Consider the following 16,907-nt stretch of genomic DNA (forward strand, 5'->3'; position numbering starts at 1 on the left):
CTCCGCCTCAGTCGTGCGCGCGGCCGAAGTCCGGGCGGGCGTCGTCCTGGCCCTGATCGATGATCGAACGGCGGATCGCGCGGGTGCGGGTGAACAGGTCGAACAGCTCGTCGCCCTTGCCCCAGCGGATCGCGCGCTGCAGGGCGGTGAGGTCTTCGGTGAAGCGCTGGAGCATGTCGAGCACCGCCTCGCGGTTCGACAGGAACACGTCGCGCCACATGGTCGGGTCCGACGCCGCGATGCGCGTGAAGTCGCGAAAGCCGCCGGCCGAATATTTAATGACCTCGGACTGCGTGACTTCCTCCAGGTCCGACGCCGTGCCGACGATCGTATAGGCGATCAGGTGCGGCAAATGGCTGGTCACTGCCAGCACGCGGTCATGATGGCCGGGCTCCATAGTGTCGACCATCGCGCCCAGCCGGCGCCAGAACTCGCTCACCCGCTCGACCGCCAGCGGATCGCTGCCCTCCGGCGGGGTGACGATGCACCAGCGGTTCTGGAACAACGACGCGAAGCCGGCGATCGGGCCGCTATTCTCGGTGCCCGCCACGGGATGCGCCGGGATGAAGGTCGCCTCCGGCAGCGCCGCATGCACCGCCTCGATCACGCTCAGCTTCGACGAGCCGACATCGCTGACGATCGCATCGGCGGGCAGATCGGCGGCGAACTCGGCCGCCACAGCGCCCATCGCGCCGACCGGCACGCACAGTATCACCAGGTCCGCATCGATCACCGCCGCGCCGGCGCTGTCCGCCACATCGTCGCACAGGTCGATCGCGACGGCGGTTTCGCGCACGTCGGGTGCCGCGTCATAGCCGGTCACCCGCACGCTCGGCATATAGGCGCGGACGCCGCGGGCGATCGACGAGCCGATCAGCCCCAGGCCGATGATGGTGACGCGGGCAAAGGGCAGCATCAAGCGCCGAGCAGCCGGCGCAGCGATGCCGCGACGCCCTTGATCTCGTCCTCGGTGCCGATGGTGATGCGCAGGCCGTGGGGCAGACCCTGACCCGGCAGCCAGCGGACGATATAGCCGTCCTCCATCAGGTGCTTGTACGCCTGTTCGCCGGTCACTTCGCCTTCGAACAGCACCAGCTGGAAGTTCGCCTTGGACGGGATCGCCCGGACACCCTTGTTGCCCATGCTGGCGATCTCGTCAGCGAACCAGGCGCGCCACTTGGCGTTGTGCGCGCGGCTGTGCGCAACAAAATCCTTTGCGCCCAGCGCCGCCACCGCGGCGCGGCCGGCGCCGATGCTGAACGCGAAGGGCGCGCGGATGCGGTGCATCGCGGCAATGATGTCGGGGTGCGCATAGCCCCAGCCGACCCGCTCCGAGGCGAGACCGAAGATCTTCGAAAAGGTGCGCGTCACCAGCACATTCGGCTGGGTACGGGCGAGTTCCAGCCCGCCATCGTCGTCCTCGGGATCGAGATATTCGGTGTATGCCTGATCGAGCACCAGCAGCACGTGTCGGGGCAGCGCGGCGTGCAGCCGGGCAATCTCTTCGCGCGCGGTGTAGGTGCCGGTCGGGTTGTTCGGATTGGCGAGGAAGACGATCTTGGTCTTGTCGGTCACGCAGGCGAGGATCGCGTCGACATCGGTCGCATAGTCGCGGTCCGGCGCCACCACCGGCGTCGCCCCCACCCGGCGCGCGGCAATATCGTACACCGCAAAGCCATAGCGGACATAGATGATCTCGTCGCCCAGCCCGGCGAATGCGCCGGCGGCAAGGTGCAGCACTTCGTCCGACCCGGTGCCATAGACGATCCGCTCAGGCTCGACGCCGTAATGCGCGCCCAATGCCTCGCGCAGCGCGACCGCGCCGGCATCGGGATAGCGTTCCAGCTCGACGGCAGCGGCCGCATAAGCTTCGCGCGCCTCCTTCGGCGTGCCGAACGGATTCTCGTTCGACGAGAGCTTGGCGGCAGGCTTGCCCGAATCGGTGGTGGCGCGGCCCGGAACATAAGGGGCGATGGCCATCACCCAGGGCTTGGGGACGGGTGCGTTCATGGCGCGCGGATTGGCCGAATGCCGGGCGATTGGCAAGCGATACGCAATGCCTCTGGTGCGGCGGGGGCGATTGCATATGCACTCACCCCTCTCCCCTTGTGGGAGAGGGAGGGGCCCGCCGCCTTAAGCGGTGGGAGGGAGAGGGCGCGATTTGCCTTCCGCAAATCGCGCGGCTGCTCTTGCAGCCGCTCACCCTCTCCAAGCTCCGCTAGGCAGCGACCTGCCAAGCTTCGCTATCCTCCCCCATCAAGGGGGAGGAGCGACACCCTTGGAGCTGGCGGATTTTGGGAGATGCTTGAACGCAGCCGCCCACCGGCCTAACCAGCCGCGAATGTCTGACGATCCGCGTTTCGGCCTTCGCCGCACGGTAACACTGCCGGGGCCGCTCCGCCTCGACGGCGGCGTGCTGTTTTCGCCGGTCGACATTGCCTATGAAACCTATGGCACGCTGGCGCCCGATGCCGGCAACGCCATTCTGGTCTGCCACGCGCTGACCGGCGACCAGCATGTCGCATCCGAACATCCCGTCACCGGCAAGCCCGGCTGGTGGGCGCGGATGGTGGGGCCGGGCAAGCCGATCGACACCGATCGCTGGTTCGTCATCTGCTCGAACGTGCTGGGCAGCTGTCTCGGCTCCTCCGGCCCGGCGACGATCAACCCGGCGACGGGCGAGCCCTGGGGGATGCAGTTTCCCGTCATCACCATCCGCGACATGGTGCGCGCGCAGGCAATGCTGCTCGACCATCTCGGCATCGATCGGCTGTTTGCGGTGGTCGGCGGGTCGATGGGCGGTATGCAGGCGCTGAGCTGGGCGGCGACCTTTCCCGAGCGCGTGGGCGCGGCGGTGGTGATCGCCTCGGCGGCGCGGCATTCGGCGCAGAACATCGCCTTTCACGAAGTCGGGCGGCAGGCGATCATGGCCGATCCCAAATGGCGCGGCGGCGACTATTATGCGGCGCAGGATCCGCCCGCTGCCGGGCTGGCCGTGGCGCGGATGGCGGCGCACATCACCTATCTTTCCGAAGCGGGGCTCACCGCCAAATTCGGCCGCAAACTGCAAGGGCGCGATGCCAAGACCTTCGGCTTCGACGCCGATTTCCAGGTGGAAAGCTATCTGCGCCATCAGGGGCTGGCGTTCGTCGACCGGTTCGATGCGAACTCGTACCTCTACATCACCCGCGCGCTCGATTATTTCGATCTGGCCGAGGAACATGGCGGGCTGCTCGCCAATGCCTTCCGGGCATCCCAGGCACGCTTTTGCGTCGTGAGCTTCGATACCGACTGGCTCTACCCCACCGCCGAATCGCGGACGATCGCCCATGCGCTCAACGCCGCCGGTGCGCCGGCAAGCTTTGTCGAGCTCCGCTCGCCCTTCGGCCATGACGCTTTCCTGCTGGAGAGCCCCGAACTCGACCGCGTGATCGGCGGGTTCCTTGCGGCGGGGGACGCATGAACCGCACCGGCCATTCTAGCACGACACCGTCCTGGCTTTCCGCCTTGCGGCCGGACCTCGCCATCATCGCCGCGCATGTCGATGCCGGTGCCCGGGTGCTCGATGTCGGCTGCGGCGACGGTGCGCTGATGGCAGCGCTGCGCGATCATCGCGGCTGCGATGCGCGGGGCCTGGAACTCGATGCTACCAATGTCGCGGCGGCGGTCGGGCACGGCCTGTCGGTGATTCAGGGCGATGCCGATACCGACCTTGCCGATTATCCCGACGACAGTTTCGACTATGCGATCCTCAGCCAGACGCTGCAGACGACGCGCCGGCCCGATCAGGTGCTGGAGCAATTGCTGCGGATCGGGCGGCGGGCGTTCGTCTCCTTCCCCAATTTCGCGCATTGGCGGGTGCGCGCCTCGCTGTTGTTCGGCGGCCGGATGCCGGTGACGCGGCTGTTGCCGATCGCCTGGTATGCGACGCCCAACATCCATCATGTGACAATCGACGATTTCCGCGCGCTCGTCGCCGAACGGGGGATCGCTATCGAAGGCTGCTGGTTCCTGTCGGGGGATCAGCAGACCGGGTCGGCGATGGCCAATCTGCTCGCCGAACATGCCGTTTTCCTGTTGAGGCACGATTGATGACCGACGTCGCTTTGCTGACCACGCACGCAGCCTATCGCGACGATATCGGCGATCTGGTCACGCGGCGGCCGGTGCCGGGGCCGGGCCTCGACCAGATCGGCGCCTTCCTGTTTCTCAACCATCACGGGCCGCAGACCTATGCCGCCGGCAATCGCGGCCTGCCATTCGGCCCGCACCCCCATCGCGGATTCGAGACCGTGACCTTCATTCTGGAGGGCTCGCTCGCCCATACCGATTCGGCCGGGCATGAAAGCATCATTCGCGCCGGCGGGGTGCAATGGATGACCGCCGGGCGCGGCATCGTCCATGCCGAAGTGTCGCCGGCCGAATTCAAGCGCGACGGCGGGGCGATGGAGATTCTCCAGCTCTGGGTGAACCTGCCTGCGCGGCTGAAGATGACGGCGCCGCGCTATGTCGGGCTGCAGGGAGATGCCTTTCCGGCGGTGCCTGCAGGCGAAGGTGCGGCGGTCCATCTGGTGTCGGGCGATTTCGCAGGCCGCACGGGGCCGATCGAGTCATTGACCGGCGTGTTCCTGTGCTGGGCGGAACTGGCGGCTGGGGCGACGCTCTCCTTCGATGGGCTAAAGGGGCGCGACCTGTTCCTCTACGCGGTACGCAGCGGCGTGCGGGTGGGAGACAAGGGGTTGCCGCAATGGCACCTCGCCGGCTTGTCAGCGGGCGACACGCTGACGATCACAGCAGACGAACCCGCGCTGATCCTGTTCGGCCATGCCGCGCCGATCCAGGAGCCGGTCGTCGCGCACGGCCCGTTCGTGATGAACTCGGTCGAGGAAATCCGCCAGGCCTATGCCGATTACCAGCAAGGCCGGTTCGGCGTGGCGGAGATTGTGGCGGGGTGAATCCGTCCCCTCCCTTCCAGGGAGGGGAGAAAGCCCGTTTTACGTACCCCGTTCCCAGTTGATCGACGCCCGAGTCCGGCCCGCATGGCTGTCGACGACAATCATCACCCGGCGCTTGCCGGCATCGCCGGCGGTGTAGCTGTTCTCGGTTTCGCGCACATAGCGCAGGCCGGAGGCGTTGGCCTGGGCGCGCGACCAGCCGAGCACTTCGTGCGCGGCCGCGCTGGTCTCATAGACGATGGTGCCGCTGACATGCCCTCGCGCGGTTCCATCGGGCGCCGCAATGCAGCTGGTCACGGTTGCGCCGGGAAAGACCGGCACGAAATTGGGTCGATTGCCGCAATCGACTGCCGCCGCGATGTTCGCGGGCATGCCCTGCGCCGCCGCCGCCGCAACATTCTGTCCCACCGGATCGTCGGTGCTGCGCTCGCTCCGCCCGCAACCTGCGAGCAGCACAAGGCCCAGCACCGCGCCGGCAAGGGAAAGGCGATCAGAACGGAACATCGTCATCCAGATCATCCGGAAAGCCGCCGCCAAAGCCGCCCGCGCCAGCAGAGGCGCCGCTGCGCTGGCCGCCACCGTTGAAATTGCCGCCGCCGCGGCCCGCCGGTGCGCCGCCGCCGAACGAGTCGTCCGCGCCCCAGTCATCGCCGCCGCTCGAGCGGCCGCCGCCCATGCCTGCGCCCTGGCCGCCACCGGGGCCGTCGAGCAGCACCATCTGGGCGTTGAAGCCCTGAAGCACGATTTCGGTCGAATAGCGGTCGTTGCCGCTCTGGTCCTGCCACTTGCGGGTGGTGAGCTGGCCTTCGAGATAGACCTTGCTGCCCTTGCGCAGATAGCGTTCGGCGACATTGGCCAGGCCTTCGCTGAAGATCTTGACCGTGTGCCATTCAGTCTTTTCGCGCCGCTCGCCGCTGTTGCGGTCCTTCCAGCTTTCGGACGTGGCGATGCGCAGCTCCACCACCTTGCCGCCATTCTGGAACGACCGCGATTCGGGATCGCGCCCGAGATTGCCGACCAGGATCACCTTGTTGACGCTGCCCGCCATTCAAAAAACTCCAGCATATCGATTGAGCGCGCGATGTCCGCAGCGCTACAGGAAACCAATGGGCGAGATCATTAACCTGAACAAAGCGCGAAAGGCGAGAGCGAAAGCGAGCTCGAAGGCAGAAGCAGATGCCAATCGGCTTCGCTTCGGCCGAACCAAGACCGAGAAGCAGCGCGAAGCTGCCGAACGGGCGCGGCTGGCGCAGATCGTCGACGATGCCCGGCGCGAACCGGACGCCGAGTAACCCGTCGGCTCAGGCCGCGCCGCCGCGCTTCTTCAGTTCGTCGCGAATCTCGCGCAACAGCACCACATCGGCGGGTTCGGCCGCGGGCGGCGCTTCGCCAGCAACCTTTTCGCGCTCGGCAGCGGCCATCAGCTTGTTGACCGTGCGCACCAGCAGGAAGACGATGAAGGCCAGGATCAGGAAGTTGATCACCACGGTGATGAACTGGCCGAAGCCGAGCAGCGGCACGCCTGCCGCCTTGAGCGCGGCATAGCTGGTGGTCGAGCCCTTGTAACTCGCAGGGATCGGGCCGAGCCGAACGAAATAGCCGGAGAAATCCACGCCGCCAAAGATCGCGCCGACCAGCGGCATGATCAGATCATCCGTCAGCGATTTGGTGATGGTACCGAAGGCCGCACCGATGATGACGCCCACCGCGAGGTCCAGCACATTGCCGCGCGCGATGAACGCCCTGAATTCCTTCAACATTCGCATTTCTCCCCTCGCGAGACCCGGCCATGATGGCCGATCCGGGCGCAAAACGCCAAGCCTGCACGTCCGATTTCGCTTTCTCGATACGGTGTGCCCGTCGTATAAGACACCAACTAGATGGGAATGGAGGAACGTCCCCGATGAAGTTTCGTGCCGCACTGGTGCCGGTTGCCGCGCTGACGCTGTCGGCCTGCGGGCTCAACAGCGTCCCCACCGCCGAGGAAAATGCCAAGGCCAAGTGGGCGGATGTGCAAGCCTATTATCAGCGCCGCGCCGATCTGGTCCCCAATCTGGTCGCGACCGTGAAGGCGGCCTCCGCCTCCGAGGGCAAGATCCTGAGCGACGTCATCAATGCCCGCGCCAAGGCCACCTCGATCCAGGTGACCGGCGAGGATCTGCGCGATCCGGCCAAGGTCGCCCAGTTCCAGGCCGCGCAGCAGCAGCTCGGCAGCTCGATGTCGCGCCTGCTCGCGTCGGTCGAGGCCTATCCGCAGCTGAAGAGCCAGAACAACTACACCACGCTGATGAGCCAGCTCGAAGGCACCGAGAACCGCATCACCATTGCCGTTCGCGACTATAATCAGGCGGTACAGGCCTATAACACCCGCATCCGCACCTTCCCCGACGCGATCGGTGCCAAGGTGTTCTATGGCGCCAAGCCGATGACGCCGTTCCAGGCCAAGGCAGGTGCCGAGGATGCGCCGAAGGTCGATTTCGGGAACGGCAACTGATCCGGACGCACCCTTTGGAGCCGATGATGCGCGCCCTGCGCCTGTTGTTGTTGCTCGTCGCCCTGCTTGCCGGGGCGACGAACGCCTTAGCCGATCCGACTTTTCCGAAGCTGACCGGCCGGGTGGTGGACGACGCGCATCTGCTCTCACCTGAGCAGGTGGCGCAGCTCACCCAGCTTTCGGCGGAGGTGCAGCAGGCATCGAGCCGCCAGTTCGTGGTTGCGACGATTCCCGACCTGCAGGGATATGACATTGCCGACTACGGCTATCAGCTGCTTCGCACTTGGGGAATCGGCCAGAAAGGCGCCAATAACGGCATCATCCTGATCGTCGCGCCGCAGGAGCGCCGGGTCCGGATCGAAGTCGGCTATGGTCTGGAACCGATCATGACCGATGCGCTTTCGAGCGAGATCATCAACCAGACCATTCTGCCCAAGTTCAAGGCGGGGGACATGGCCGGAGGCGTCGTCGCAGGCGCCCAGGCCATCGCCGAGCAGATGAAGCAGCCGCTCGAAGTCGCCGAGCAAAAGGCCAAGGCCGCGCAGGATGCCGCGGCGAAGGCCCCGCGCCGGCAGCATCATGGCGGCCTGCCGATCGGGCTGCTCTTCTGGTTTATCGTGCTGGTTGTGGTGCTGGTGCCGATGCTCGCCCGATTCGGCGGGCGGCGACGGCCGGGCCCGTGGGACGGGCAGGCCTATCGCGACCACGACAGCGGCGTGCTGCCGATCGTGCTCTGGTCGATCGCCGAGGAGATCGGCCGCGAGGCCGGACGGCGTGACAGCTGGGGCGGCGGTGGCTGGGGTGACGGCGGAGGTTCCGACTGGGGCGGCGGCGATGGCGGCGGCTTTTCCGGGGGGGGCGGTTCCGGCGGCGGCGGCGGCGCTTCGGGGAGCTGGTGACAATGCAATTGACCGATCAGGACCGCGCACGCGTCGCCTCCGCCGTCACGCAGGCCGAGGCGAATACCAGCGGCGAGATCGTCACCGCGCTCGCCGGGCGCTCCGACGACTATGCCGATGTCGCGCTCAACTGGGCAGTATTGGTGATGCTGCTGGTCCTCGCGCTGCTCGCCTGGCAGCCCTGGCCGATCGAATGGCTGCACAGCCGGCTGATCGATCCCTGGGCGCAAACCGTGCCGGCGCACTGGTATCTCACCGCCGCCTGGGTGGTGAGCGCTGCAACCTTCCTGCTGGTACGGGTGGCGCTGGCGAAGGATGCGCTGCGGCTGGCGGTGACACCACGTTCGGTCAAAGGCCACCGCGTCCATGCCCGCGCGCTCGCCCTGTTCCGCACTGCCGCCGAGAAGCGGACGGAAGGCGCCACCGGCGTGCTGCTCTATCTGAGCCTCGCCGAACGCCGCGCCGAAATCCTCGCCGATTCAGCAATCCATTCGCGCGTGAAGCCGGAGGTCTGGGGCGCGGCGATGGCTGCGCTGGTCACCGCCGTGAAGGACGGCCGCCCCGCCGATGGCATGGCGGCCGCCGTCGAGCAGATCGGCATCGTGCTGGCCCGGCATTTCCCGCGCGCCGCCGACGACGTGAACGAGCTTCCCGACCGGCTGATCGAGCTCTAAAGCCGCCCGATGAGCAACGAGCCCGTGGAAACGCCCTGGCAGGGCAAATGGATCGCCGTGCGCACGCAGGGGCGCTGGGAATATGTCGCGCGGGTGCGCGGCGTGCAGGCAGTCGTCATCCTTGCGATCGATGAGGAGGACCATGTGCTGCTGGTCGACCAGTATCGCGTGCCGCTCGGCAAGCGCTGTCTGGAAGTGCCCGCCGGGCTGATCGGCGACGACTCCGACGGTGACACCATCGAATCGGCAGCCCGGCGCGAACTGGAGGAAGAAACCGGCTATCGCTGCGATCGGATAGAGGTGCTGGGCGAGTTCCACTCCTCACCCGGGCTGGTGAGCGAAGGCTTCACGCTGGTGCGTGCCCATGGCCTCACGCGGGTGACCGAGGGCGGCGGCACGCCCGAGGAGGACATCATCCCCCACCGGGTGCCACTCAGCGAACTGCCCGCGTTCGTCGCAGCCAAGCGCGCCGAAGGGGTGGCCATCGACGTCAAGCTGTTGCTGCTGCTCGGCAGTGGCCTGATCGGCGCTGCCTGAGCCGCCACAAGATCAGCGGAAATTGTCGGCGTAGGCCTGCAGCTTGAGCTTGCGCTGCGGTGCCGGCACGACGTGATAGGCATAGCCTTCGCGCTCGGCATAGTCCTTCGCCGCATCGAGCGTCGGGAAGGCGATGCGAATCTGGTTCGCGGTTTCGCCACCGCCGGCCCAGCCGGTCAGCGGATCGGGCCGCTGCGGCGTGTGCGGCTCGAATTCCAGAATCCAGTTGTCGGTCCGGGCGCGGCCGGACTGCATCGCGTTCTTGACGCGCTGATAGATGCGAGCGGACTTCATGGGAGCCTCCCTTAGCGTGGACTCGCGGCCCTTGCATCAGCCTTTTTGGTGCGCAGCGTGGCCGATGCCGCGGCGGGATCGTCGGGCCAGGGGTGTTTGGGATAGCGGCCGCGCATTTCCTTGGCGACGGCGACCCAGCTCCCCTTCCAGAAGCCGGGCAGGTCGCGCGTCGTCTGGATCGGACGACCGGCGGGCGAGGTGAGGCTGAGCACCAGCGGCACGCCCGCGCCGATCACCGGATGTTCGGCCAGCCCGAAAAGCGCCTGCACCCGCACCTCCACGGTGGGGCCGGCTTCGGCGGCATAATCGATCGTATGACTGGAACCCGCCGGCGTCTCGAACCGCGCCGGGGCCAGCCGGTCGAGCGTCTTCTGGCCGTCCCAGCCGAGCAGATTCTGCAGCGCCTGGGTCAACGATTCGGGTGAAAGCGCGTCGAGCCGCCTTTTGCCTTCCAGCGCGGGGGGCAGCCAGTCGTCCAGAGTGGCAAGCAGTGCTTCGTCCGTCAGCGCCTCTATCCCGGCATAGGCCGCGCGGGTGCGAAGTGCCTTCGCGGTTTCGGACCATGGGAGCAGCTGCAGGCCGTGCGTGCGCACCCCCTCGAGCAGCGCCGTTTCGATCTCGGCCGGCGTGGCACCCGAATCGCTGCCTCCGGAAAGGCGGACGGCGCCGAGCCGGCGTTCGCGCAATGCCTCGATCCGGCCCGTAGCGGGATCGAAGCTGACGGTGCGGCGCGTTTCGATCCGATCGGCGAACAGCGATTCGACCGCGGCGGGGTCGATCGCCGCTGCCGAAAGGATGCGCGCGCCTGCCGCCATGCCCTGCGTCTCGGCCACCGCCAGCCATTCGGCCCGGGCAAGCGGCGAGGTCGGATCGAGCTTGAACCCGCGCCCGCCGACCGAGGCCCAGGTCTCGCCCGAGGAGTCCCGCCGCTTCGCCACACGATCCGGGAAGGCGAGCGCGATGCAGAGGGGAACTTCTTCCCCCCGGCCCCCTCCCGCAAACGGGAGGGGAGCGCCAGCCACGAGTCTGCTCCACCGCTCCGCCAGTCGCCGGGCATTCTCCGCCCGCTGGCCGCGTTCGCCACGCCACCGGCGCAGGCGCAGGTCGAGGTCGGCATCATTGCCCCCCAGCCCGCGCTCGCCGAGCAGCACCGCAACCTCGGCCGCCGTCCGCGCCATGCCCCGCTCGCTCGCCCGGACGAGCATATGGCCGAGGCGCGGCGGCAGTGGCAGGCGGGCGATCGCCTTGCCATGTTCGGTCGGTCGGCCATCGCCGTCGATCGCCTCCAGCACCCCCAGCCGCGCCCGCGCCTCGGCAATCGCGGCATCAGGCGGCGGATCAAGCCAGGCGAGTGCACGCGGGTCGGTGACGCCCCACAGCGCGCAATCGAGCAGCAGCGCCGACAGGTCCGCCTCCAGAATCTCCGGCGGATCGAAACGCGGCAAGCCCGCCGTCGCCGCCTCTTCCCACAGTCGATAGGCAGTCCCCGGCCCCTGCCGCGCTGCACGCCCGGCGCGCTGGGTGACGGCCGCCTGGCTCGCCCGCTCGGTGACCAGCCGGGTCATGCCCGCCGCGCGGTCATAGCGCGGCCGTCGCGCCAGCCCCGAATCGACGACTACGCGGATGCCGTCGAGCGTCAGCGATGTCTCGGCGATCGAAGTCGCCAGCACGATCTTGCGCCGCCCATCCGGATCCGGCGCGATTGCCGCGCGCTGGGCGGCGGGCTCCAGGCTGCCGTGCAGCCGGTGCAGTACCGCGCTGCCAACGTCGCCCAGCCGCTCGGCGGTTCGCTCGATCTCCGCCACACCGGGCAGGAACGCGAGGATGCCGCCCTCCTCCTCGCGCAGCGCCTGCCGGATCGCCGCAGCCATGCTGTCCTCGATCCGTGCCTCCGCCGCGCGGCCAAGGTGGCGCAGCGTCAGCGGATGGCTGCGGCCTTCGCTCTCCACCACCGGCGCATCGCCCATCAGACCGGAAAAGCGGCTGCCGTCGAGCGTCGCGGACATTGCCACCAGCCGCAGGTCGGGCCGCAGCGCGCCTTGCGAATCAAGCGCCAGCGCCAGGCCGAAATCGCTGTCGAGGCTGCGTTCATGCACTTCGTCGAACAGCACCGCGGAAACGCCCGATAGCTCCGGATCGGACTGGATGCGATTGACGAAAATCCCTTCGGTGACGACCGTCACCCGCGTCGCGGCCGAGCGCTTCGTATCCATCCGCGTGGCATAGCCATAGGTCTTGCCGACGCTCTCCCCCGCCAGCGCCGCCATCCGCTCCGCCGCCGCCCGCGCCGCCAGCCTTCGCGGCGACAGCAGTAGTATCTCGCCGGTACACCAGTCCTCGCCCAGCAGCGCCGGCGCCACTGCCGTCGTCTTGCCCGCGCCCGGCGGCGCCACCAGCACCGCGTTGCTGCCCCGACGCAGGGCAGCAACCAAAGCGGGCAGAACGGCGTGTATCGGCAATGCTTCGGTCATCGGGGTGCAACCATTCGAGGCAAGCGTGGTTTGGCGGACTCACCGGCAAAGGAGCGCGACATGGCACGGATTCTGTCTCAATTCACCATCACCCCCGACAGCGATGGCGACTACACGCTGCATCTGGAGGATGAAGACGGCGAAACGGTCGAAATGACCGCCAGCTACGAACAGCTCGACCTGATCGTCGAGGCGATCGAAGACGTGCTCGACATGGACGAGGAAGACGCGCTCGCCGTCGATGACGAAGAGGAAGACGCGGAAAAGCCGGTCGACGAATAATCGGGACCGGAGGGGAATGCGCCGCCCGGCGCGTTCCCCGTTCCGCCTCAATAGGCGCGCGCTACCGCGAATTCGACGGCTTCGACCATCGCATCCTTCGCCTCGCCGGCGTGGAAGCCGCCCAGCGCATCGATCGCCCGCTGGCCATAATGGCGGGCGCGGGCCAGCGTATCGTCCACCGCGCGGCTGGCGCGCACCAGCCGGATCGCTTCGGCCAGATCTTCGTCGCTCGAGCGGCGGCCCGAAATCGCATCCTTCCAGAAGGCGCGCTCGGCATCGCTGCCCCGGGCATAGGCCAGGATCACCGGCAGTGTCATCTTGCCTTCGCGGAAATCGTCGCCGGCATCCTTGCCCATGGTCGAGGCGTCGGAAACGTAATCGATCGCATCGTCCACCAGCTGGAAGGCGATGCCCAGATTGCGGCCATAGGCGTCGAGCGCCTGTTCCTCCGCCTCGGAGCGGTCGGCCACCACCGCGGCGACGCGGCAGGCGGCGGCGAACAGCGCGGCGGTCTTGGCGCCGATAATGTCGAGATAGCGATCCTCGGACAGGTCGATCCGGCGGACGGCCGAAAGCTGGTTCACTTCGCCTTCGGCGATCACTGCGCTCGCGTTCGACAGGATTCGCAGCGCCTTCAGGCTTTCGGCCTCGACCATCAGCTCGAACGAGCGGCTGAACAGGAAGTCGCCGACCAGCACGCTGGCGGGATTGCCCCAGATGATGTTGGCGGTGCGGCGGCCGCGGCGCAGGTCGGAACTGTCGACCACATCGTCGTGGAGCAGCGTCGCGGTGTGGATGAACTCCACTGCTGCCGCGAGTTTGTGGTGGCGCGTGCCGGCATAGCCGAGCAGCCGCGCACTCGCGAGCGTCAGCATCGGCCGCATCCGCTTGCCGCCGCCGGCGATCAGGTGGCCGGCAAGTTCCGGGATCAGCGGAATGTCCGACTGCATGCGGTCGAGAATGACCGCATTCACCAGATTCATGTCCTGCGCGACGAGCGCCATGATCGGATCGAGCGAAGGCTGGGTTCGCGACCCCAGGCGGTGGACGGTGGCGCTCATAGGAACGTGCCTCTGGCCTTTGTGCCTTGCAAAGGCAAGAGGCGCTTGCATGGCCGTGCCGCAGCGGCAAAAGGAGAAGCCATGACCGACGCGACGCTGACCCGCTATCGCCAGAGCATCGACAATATCGATGCGGCGCTCGTCTTCATGCTCGCCGAGCGGTTCAAGGTGACCCAGGCGGTGGGCCGCTACAAGGCCGAGGCTGGCCTGCCCCCCGCCGATCCCGGCCGGGAAGAGGCGCAGATCGCCCGGCTGCGCGCGCTGGCGCAGGATGCGGATCTCGACCCCGAATTCTCCGAAAAGTTCCTGCGCTTCATCATCGACGAGGTGATTCGTCACCATCGCCAGGCCCAGGAAGCCGGAACCGCAGGGGCCTGACGCCGTTGCCGGCGCAGAACCGAGGGGGATGCGCTTGAGCGACGACTATCTGATCTTCCGGCCGGACGATGTCGACCTAAGCCGCTCGCCGCTCCGGGCGGGTGTGGCAGAGCCGACCTATGTGCTGGGCGCCTTCAACCCCGGATTCGCAAGACTGCCGAACGGCAATCTGCTGCTGATGGTGCGGGTAGCGGAGGCGCTGCGCGAGCCGGTCGATGGCGATCTTGTCCGCGCGATTCGCTGGACGCCGGCTGGCTATGTGCTCGACCGGCACGCGCTGGCCGGCATCGACATGGCCGATCCGCGCCAGTTCGCACTGAAGGATCGCAATCCCCGGCTGCTCGGCCTCACCTCGCTGTCCTGGCTGCTGCCGGTCGAGCTGGATGCCGAGGGCCGACGCATCCTCGCCGTCCATTACGACAAGGCGATCGCGCCGAGCGCTTCCTATCTCGACTATGGCGTCGAGGATGCGCGGATCACCTGCATCGACGGCAGCTACTGGATGACCGTGTGCAGCGTGTCGGCCGAGCGGCACTGCACCGCGATGTACCGCTCGGCGAACGGGCTCGACTGGGAGTTGCTGGGAGTCGTGCTCGACCATCAGAACAAGGACATGATCCTGTTCGAGGGGCGGATCCATGGCTTCTACCACGCGCTCACCCGGCCGCTGGGGGAAGTGTACTTCGCCTATCCGGACGAGTCGCCCTGGCTCGGCGGCCCGTCGATCCAGATCGCCCGCTCGCCCGACGGACTGCACTGGAAGCCGCTCGACCAGCCGGGCATCCGCGCGCGCAAGGGCTCGACCTCGAACCAGCGGATCGGCGGCGGCAGCCAGCCGGTGTTGACAGAGAAAGGCTGGCTGCTGATCTACCACGGCGTGGAGAAGCGCGATGCGGTCGGCATCTATCGCAGCTTCTGGGCACTGCTCGACCGCGACGATCCCAGCGCGGTCCTGCGGCAGGAGGATGGCGAACCGCTGCTCGAAGCCAACCCTGCACTGACGGCCGGCATCGCCCATCAACTGTACCTGCCGACACCGGTGGTGTTCACCACCGGGCTGGTCGATGCAGGCGACCGCTATATCGTGGCGAGCGGCGAGGCTGACCTGGCGTGCCGGATCACGCATATCCCCAAGGCGCGGTTTTGGTGAGCGTCCTGACATACGCTCCCCTCCCGCAAGCGGGAGGGGGACGAAGAAGAAAAGAGAGTATCATGACCGACCCGTTCTGGTGGCAGAAAGGCGTGATCTACCAGGTCTATCCCCGCTCGTTCGCCGATTCGAACGGCGACGGGGTCGGCGACCTCGCGGGCGTGGCGGCACGGCTCGACTATCTCGTCGACCTCGGCGTCGATGCCGTCTGGCTGTCGCCGCTCTTCCCCTCGCCCATGGCCGATTTCGGCTATGACGTGGCCGATTATTGCGGCGTCGACCCGCGCTTCGGGACGATGGCCGACTTCGATGCGCTCCGTGATGCCACCCATGCCCGCGGGCTGAAGCTGCTGCTCGATTTCGTGCCCAACCACAGCTCCAGCGAGCACCCGTGGTTCCGCGAGAGCCGCTCCTCGCGCAACAACCCGAAGCGCGACTGGTACATCTGGCGCGACCCCGCCCCCGATGGCGGCCCGCCGAACAACTGGCAGAGCTATTTCGGTGGCAGTGCCTGGGAGTGGGACGCGAGCACCGGCCAATATTATCTTCACCAGTTCCTGAAGGAGCAGCCCGAGCTCAACTGGCGCAATCCCGATCTGCGCGCCGCGATGCTGGATGCGATGCGCTTCTGGCTCGATCGCGGCGTCGACGGCTTCCGCATCGATGTGCTGTGGCTGGCGATCAAACACCCCGATTTCCCCGACAATCCGCCCAACCCGGCATGGCGCGAGGGCATGCAGGACATCGACCGGCTGCTGCCGGTCCATTCGGCCGACCAGCCCGAAATGGCCGACATCATCGCCGCGATGCGCGACCTGGCCGACAGCTATCCCGAGCGCGTGCTGATCGGCGAAATCTACCTGCCGATCCCCCGGCTTGTCGCTTATTATGGCGAAGGCGGCCGCGGGGTGCATCTGCCGTTCAATTTTCATCTGCTCGATGCCCGCTGGGACGCAGCAACGCTCGCCCGGCTGATCGCCGACTATGAAGGCGCGCTGCCGGCGGACGGCTGGCCCAACTGGGTGCTGGGCAATCACGACAAGCCGCGCGTCGCCTCGCGCGTGGGGCCGGAGCAGGCGGCAGTGGCGATGATGCTGCTGCTCACGCTGCGCGGCACGCCGACGCTCTATCAGGGCGACGAGCTAGGCATGCCCAACGTGCCGATCCCGCCCGACCGGGTGCGCGACCCGCAGGCGCTGCGCGAGCCCGATACCGCGTTCAACCGCGACGAGGTTCGCACGCCGATGCCCTGGGACGCCAGCGGACATGCCGGGTTCAGCACGGTCGAACCCTGGCTGCCGCTCAATCCCGATTGGGCAGAGCGCAACGTCGCGGCACAGCGCGACGGGGCCGGCTCGATGCTCAACTTCACCCGTGCGCTGCTGGCGCTGCGGCGGGCGCATCCGGCGCTGTCCGTCGGAAGCTGGCACGCCGTGTCGAGCGACGGTGCCGTGCTGGCCTATGAACGGCGGCATGGAGCCGAGCGGATGCTGGTGGCGCTCAACCTGTCCGATGCGCCGCAGACGCTGGTGCTGCCGGATTGGGCGCGGGCGTTGGCCCCCGGGCTAACCACGCCGCACTCTGACAGCCATTTGGAGGACAAGACCCTCCACCTGGTCCCCAATCAAGGCATCCTGCTCGCATGAACACCCTCCCCGTGCCCCTGCGAAAGCAGGGGCCCAGTGCCACAGGCGGTTCGCGCTCCAACCCTG

Annotated in this window: 20 protein-coding genes; 12 read left to right on the forward strand and 8 right to left on the reverse strand. The window is 67.5% G+C overall.

Annotation, left to right across the window (positions count from 1 at the left end; translation table 11 throughout):
* Positions 1-7: 7 nt before the first annotated feature.
* Together ACT53M_RS09395 and hisC are read right to left on the reverse strand one after the other, a co-directional pair.
* Positions 8-916 (reverse strand): prephenate/arogenate dehydrogenase family protein, encoded by a 909-nt coding sequence (locus ACT53M_RS09395; RefSeq protein WP_476232912.1) that lies wholly within the window; start codon positions 914-916, stop codon positions 8-10.
* On the reverse strand, positions 916-2,010 hold the full coding sequence (gene hisC, locus ACT53M_RS09400; RefSeq protein ID WP_476232914.1) for a histidinol-phosphate transaminase: 1,095 nt from the start codon (positions 2,008-2,010) through the stop codon (positions 916-918). The genes ACT53M_RS09395 and hisC overlap by 1 nt, the downstream gene beginning before the upstream one ends.
* A gap of 331 nt (positions 2,011-2,341) precedes the next feature.
* Between hisC and metX the strand changes: the two genes are divergently transcribed.
* From metX to ACT53M_RS09415, 3 genes are read left to right on the forward strand one after another with little or no spacing between them, the layout of a single operon-like run.
* Complete coding sequence (metX, locus tag ACT53M_RS09405) at positions 2,342-3,463, forward strand: homoserine O-acetyltransferase MetX (protein WP_476232916.1); 1,122 nt, start codon at positions 2,342-2,344, stop codon at positions 3,461-3,463.
* Positions 3,460-4,092: a methionine biosynthesis protein MetW gene (gene metW / locus ACT53M_RS09410; RefSeq protein ID WP_476232918.1), complete on the forward strand. Its 633-nt coding sequence runs from the start codon at positions 3,460-3,462 to the stop codon at positions 4,090-4,092. The genes metX and metW overlap by 4 nt, the downstream gene beginning before the upstream one ends.
* Positions 4,092-4,955, forward strand: coding sequence for a pirin family protein (locus tag ACT53M_RS09415; RefSeq protein WP_476232919.1), 864 nt, complete (start codon positions 4,092-4,094; stop codon positions 4,953-4,955). Before metW ends, ACT53M_RS09415 begins: the two co-directional genes overlap by 1 nt.
* Before the next feature lie 39 nt (positions 4,956-4,994).
* On the opposite strand, the gene ACT53M_RS09420 is transcribed toward ACT53M_RS09415, so the two are convergent.
* Together ACT53M_RS09420 and ssb are read right to left on the reverse strand one after the other, a co-directional pair.
* A complete protein-coding gene (locus ACT53M_RS09420) occupies positions 4,995-5,465 on the reverse strand; it encodes a hypothetical protein (protein WP_476232921.1) in 471 nt (156 codons plus the stop codon).
* Complete coding sequence (ssb, locus tag ACT53M_RS09425) at positions 5,446-6,003, reverse strand: single-stranded DNA-binding protein (RefSeq protein ID WP_476230112.1); 558 nt, start codon at positions 6,001-6,003, stop codon at positions 5,446-5,448. Before ssb ends, ACT53M_RS09420 begins: the two co-directional genes overlap by 20 nt.
* Here ssb and ACT53M_RS09430 point away from each other — a divergent pair.
* Positions 5,987-6,247, forward strand: coding sequence for a DUF4169 family protein (locus tag ACT53M_RS09430; RefSeq protein ID WP_476232923.1), 261 nt, complete (start codon positions 5,987-5,989; stop codon positions 6,245-6,247). The two genes, ssb and ACT53M_RS09430, sit on opposite strands and share 17 nt — an antisense overlap.
* Positions 6,248-6,256: 9 nt before the next feature.
* Here the strand turns inward: ACT53M_RS09430 and mscL are convergent, their stop codons facing one another.
* On the reverse strand, positions 6,257-6,715 hold the full coding sequence (gene mscL, locus ACT53M_RS09435) for a large conductance mechanosensitive channel protein MscL (protein ID WP_476232925.1): 459 nt from the start codon (positions 6,713-6,715) through the stop codon (positions 6,257-6,259).
* 143 nt (positions 6,716-6,858) lie between these two features.
* Between mscL and ACT53M_RS09440 the strand changes: the two genes are divergently transcribed.
* The 4 genes from ACT53M_RS09440 to ACT53M_RS09455 are packed head-to-tail and all read left to right on the forward strand — an operon-like array spanning position 6,859 to position 9,559.
* Entirely contained in the window at positions 6,859-7,449 is a 591-nt protein-coding gene (locus ACT53M_RS09440) for a LemA family protein (protein ID WP_476230108.1), read from the forward strand.
* A 23-nt stretch (positions 7,450-7,472) separates the two neighbouring features.
* Positions 7,473-8,348: a TPM domain-containing protein gene (locus ACT53M_RS09445; protein ID WP_476232927.1), complete on the forward strand. Its 876-nt coding sequence runs from the start codon at positions 7,473-7,475 to the stop codon at positions 8,346-8,348.
* A gap of 2 nt (positions 8,349-8,350) precedes the next feature.
* Positions 8,351-9,022, forward strand: a complete 672-nt coding sequence (locus ACT53M_RS09450; protein ID WP_476232929.1) for a TPM domain-containing protein — start codon at positions 8,351-8,353, stop codon at positions 9,020-9,022.
* A gap of 9 nt (positions 9,023-9,031) precedes the next feature.
* A complete protein-coding gene (locus ACT53M_RS09455) occupies positions 9,032-9,559 on the forward strand; it encodes an NUDIX hydrolase (protein WP_476232931.1) in 528 nt (175 codons plus the stop codon).
* 12 nt (positions 9,560-9,571) lie between these two features.
* Here the strand turns inward: ACT53M_RS09455 and ACT53M_RS09460 are convergent, their stop codons facing one another.
* Together ACT53M_RS09460 and hrpB are read right to left on the reverse strand one after the other, a co-directional pair.
* Positions 9,572-9,853: an ETC complex I subunit gene (locus ACT53M_RS09460; RefSeq protein WP_476230103.1), complete on the reverse strand. Its 282-nt coding sequence runs from the start codon at positions 9,851-9,853 to the stop codon at positions 9,572-9,574.
* Between the two features lie 11 nt (positions 9,854-9,864).
* On the reverse strand, positions 9,865-12,324 hold the full coding sequence (gene hrpB, locus ACT53M_RS09465; protein ID WP_476232932.1) for an ATP-dependent helicase HrpB: 2,460 nt from the start codon (positions 12,322-12,324) through the stop codon (positions 9,865-9,867).
* A gap of 60 nt (positions 12,325-12,384) precedes the next feature.
* Here hrpB and ACT53M_RS09470 point away from each other — a divergent pair, with 60 nt between their 5' ends.
* The gene (locus ACT53M_RS09470; RefSeq protein WP_476230101.1) at positions 12,385-12,606 is read left to right on the forward strand and encodes a hypothetical protein; all 222 of its coding nucleotides are present in this window, start codon (positions 12,385-12,387) and stop codon (positions 12,604-12,606) included.
* A gap of 47 nt (positions 12,607-12,653) precedes the next feature.
* Here ACT53M_RS09470 and ACT53M_RS09475 read toward each other — a convergent pair whose 3' ends face one another.
* Positions 12,654-13,667, reverse strand: coding sequence for a polyprenyl synthetase family protein (locus ACT53M_RS09475; RefSeq protein WP_476230100.1), 1,014 nt, complete (start codon positions 13,665-13,667; stop codon positions 12,654-12,656).
* A gap of 81 nt (positions 13,668-13,748) precedes the next feature.
* Here ACT53M_RS09475 and ACT53M_RS09480 point away from each other — a divergent pair, with 81 nt between their 5' ends.
* The 3 genes from ACT53M_RS09480 to ACT53M_RS09490 all read left to right on the forward strand — a co-directional run bounded on the left by ACT53M_RS09480 (position 13,749) and on the right by ACT53M_RS09490 (position 16,841).
* A complete protein-coding gene (locus ACT53M_RS09480) occupies positions 13,749-14,045 on the forward strand; it encodes a chorismate mutase (protein ID WP_476230099.1) in 297 nt (98 codons plus the stop codon).
* A 28-nt stretch (positions 14,046-14,073) separates the two neighbouring features.
* Positions 14,074-15,195: a glycoside hydrolase family 130 protein gene (locus ACT53M_RS09485; RefSeq protein WP_476232934.1), complete on the forward strand. Its 1,122-nt coding sequence runs from the start codon at positions 14,074-14,076 to the stop codon at positions 15,193-15,195.
* A gap of 62 nt (positions 15,196-15,257) precedes the next feature.
* Entirely contained in the window at positions 15,258-16,841 is a 1,584-nt protein-coding gene (locus ACT53M_RS09490) for an alpha-amylase family glycosyl hydrolase (protein WP_476232935.1), read from the forward strand.
* The last annotated feature ends 66 nt before the right edge of the window (positions 16,842-16,907 follow it).

This window comes from Sphingomonas sp. DMC6, from assembly GCF_056314225.1.

Bases quoted from the DNA above. Each gene is read 5' to 3' on its own strand.
- ACT53M_RS09455 (WP_476232931.1), top strand. From the start codon at position 9,032: ATGAGCAACGAGCCCGTGGAAACGCCCTGGCAGGGCAAATGGATCGCC.
- hisC (WP_476232914.1), bottom strand. From the start codon at position 2,010: ATGAACGCACCCGTCCCCAAGCCCTGGGTGATGGCCATCGCCCCTTAT.
- metX (WP_476232916.1), top strand. From the start codon at position 2,342: ATGTCTGACGATCCGCGTTTCGGCCTTCGCCGCACGGTAACACTGCCG.
- ACT53M_RS09490 (WP_476232935.1), top strand. From the start codon at position 15,258: ATGACCGACCCGTTCTGGTGGCAGAAAGGCGTGATCTACCAGGTCTAT.
- ACT53M_RS09485 (WP_476232934.1), top strand. From the start codon at position 14,074: ATGCGCTTGAGCGACGACTATCTGATCTTCCGGCCGGACGATGTCGAC.
- ACT53M_RS09470 (WP_476230101.1), top strand. From the start codon at position 12,385: ATGGCACGGATTCTGTCTCAATTCACCATCACCCCCGACAGCGATGGC.
- ACT53M_RS09475 (WP_476230100.1), bottom strand. From the start codon at position 13,667: ATGAGCGCCACCGTCCACCGCCTGGGGTCGCGAACCCAGCCTTCGCTC.
- ACT53M_RS09395 (WP_476232912.1), bottom strand. From the start codon at position 916: ATGCTGCCCTTTGCCCGCGTCACCATCATCGGCCTGGGGCTGATCGGC.
- hrpB (WP_476232932.1), bottom strand. From the start codon at position 12,324: ATGACCGAAGCATTGCCGATACACGCCGTTCTGCCCGCTTTGGTTGCT.
- ACT53M_RS09440 (WP_476230108.1), top strand. From the start codon at position 6,859: ATGAAGTTTCGTGCCGCACTGGTGCCGGTTGCCGCGCTGACGCTGTCG.
- metW (WP_476232918.1), top strand. From the start codon at position 3,460: ATGAACCGCACCGGCCATTCTAGCACGACACCGTCCTGGCTTTCCGCC.
- ACT53M_RS09420 (WP_476232921.1), bottom strand. From the start codon at position 5,465: ATGACGATGTTCCGTTCTGATCGCCTTTCCCTTGCCGGCGCGGTGCTG.
- ssb (WP_476230112.1), bottom strand. From the start codon at position 6,003: ATGGCGGGCAGCGTCAACAAGGTGATCCTGGTCGGCAATCTCGGGCGC.
- mscL (WP_476232925.1), bottom strand. From the start codon at position 6,715: ATGTTGAAGGAATTCAGGGCGTTCATCGCGCGCGGCAATGTGCTGGAC.
- ACT53M_RS09450 (WP_476232929.1), top strand. From the start codon at position 8,351: ATGCAATTGACCGATCAGGACCGCGCACGCGTCGCCTCCGCCGTCACG.
- ACT53M_RS09480 (WP_476230099.1), top strand. From the start codon at position 13,749: ATGACCGACGCGACGCTGACCCGCTATCGCCAGAGCATCGACAATATC.
- ACT53M_RS09460 (WP_476230103.1), bottom strand. From the start codon at position 9,853: ATGAAGTCCGCTCGCATCTATCAGCGCGTCAAGAACGCGATGCAGTCC.
- ACT53M_RS09415 (WP_476232919.1), top strand. From the start codon at position 4,092: ATGACCGACGTCGCTTTGCTGACCACGCACGCAGCCTATCGCGACGAT.
- ACT53M_RS09445 (WP_476232927.1), top strand. From the start codon at position 7,473: ATGATGCGCGCCCTGCGCCTGTTGTTGTTGCTCGTCGCCCTGCTTGCC.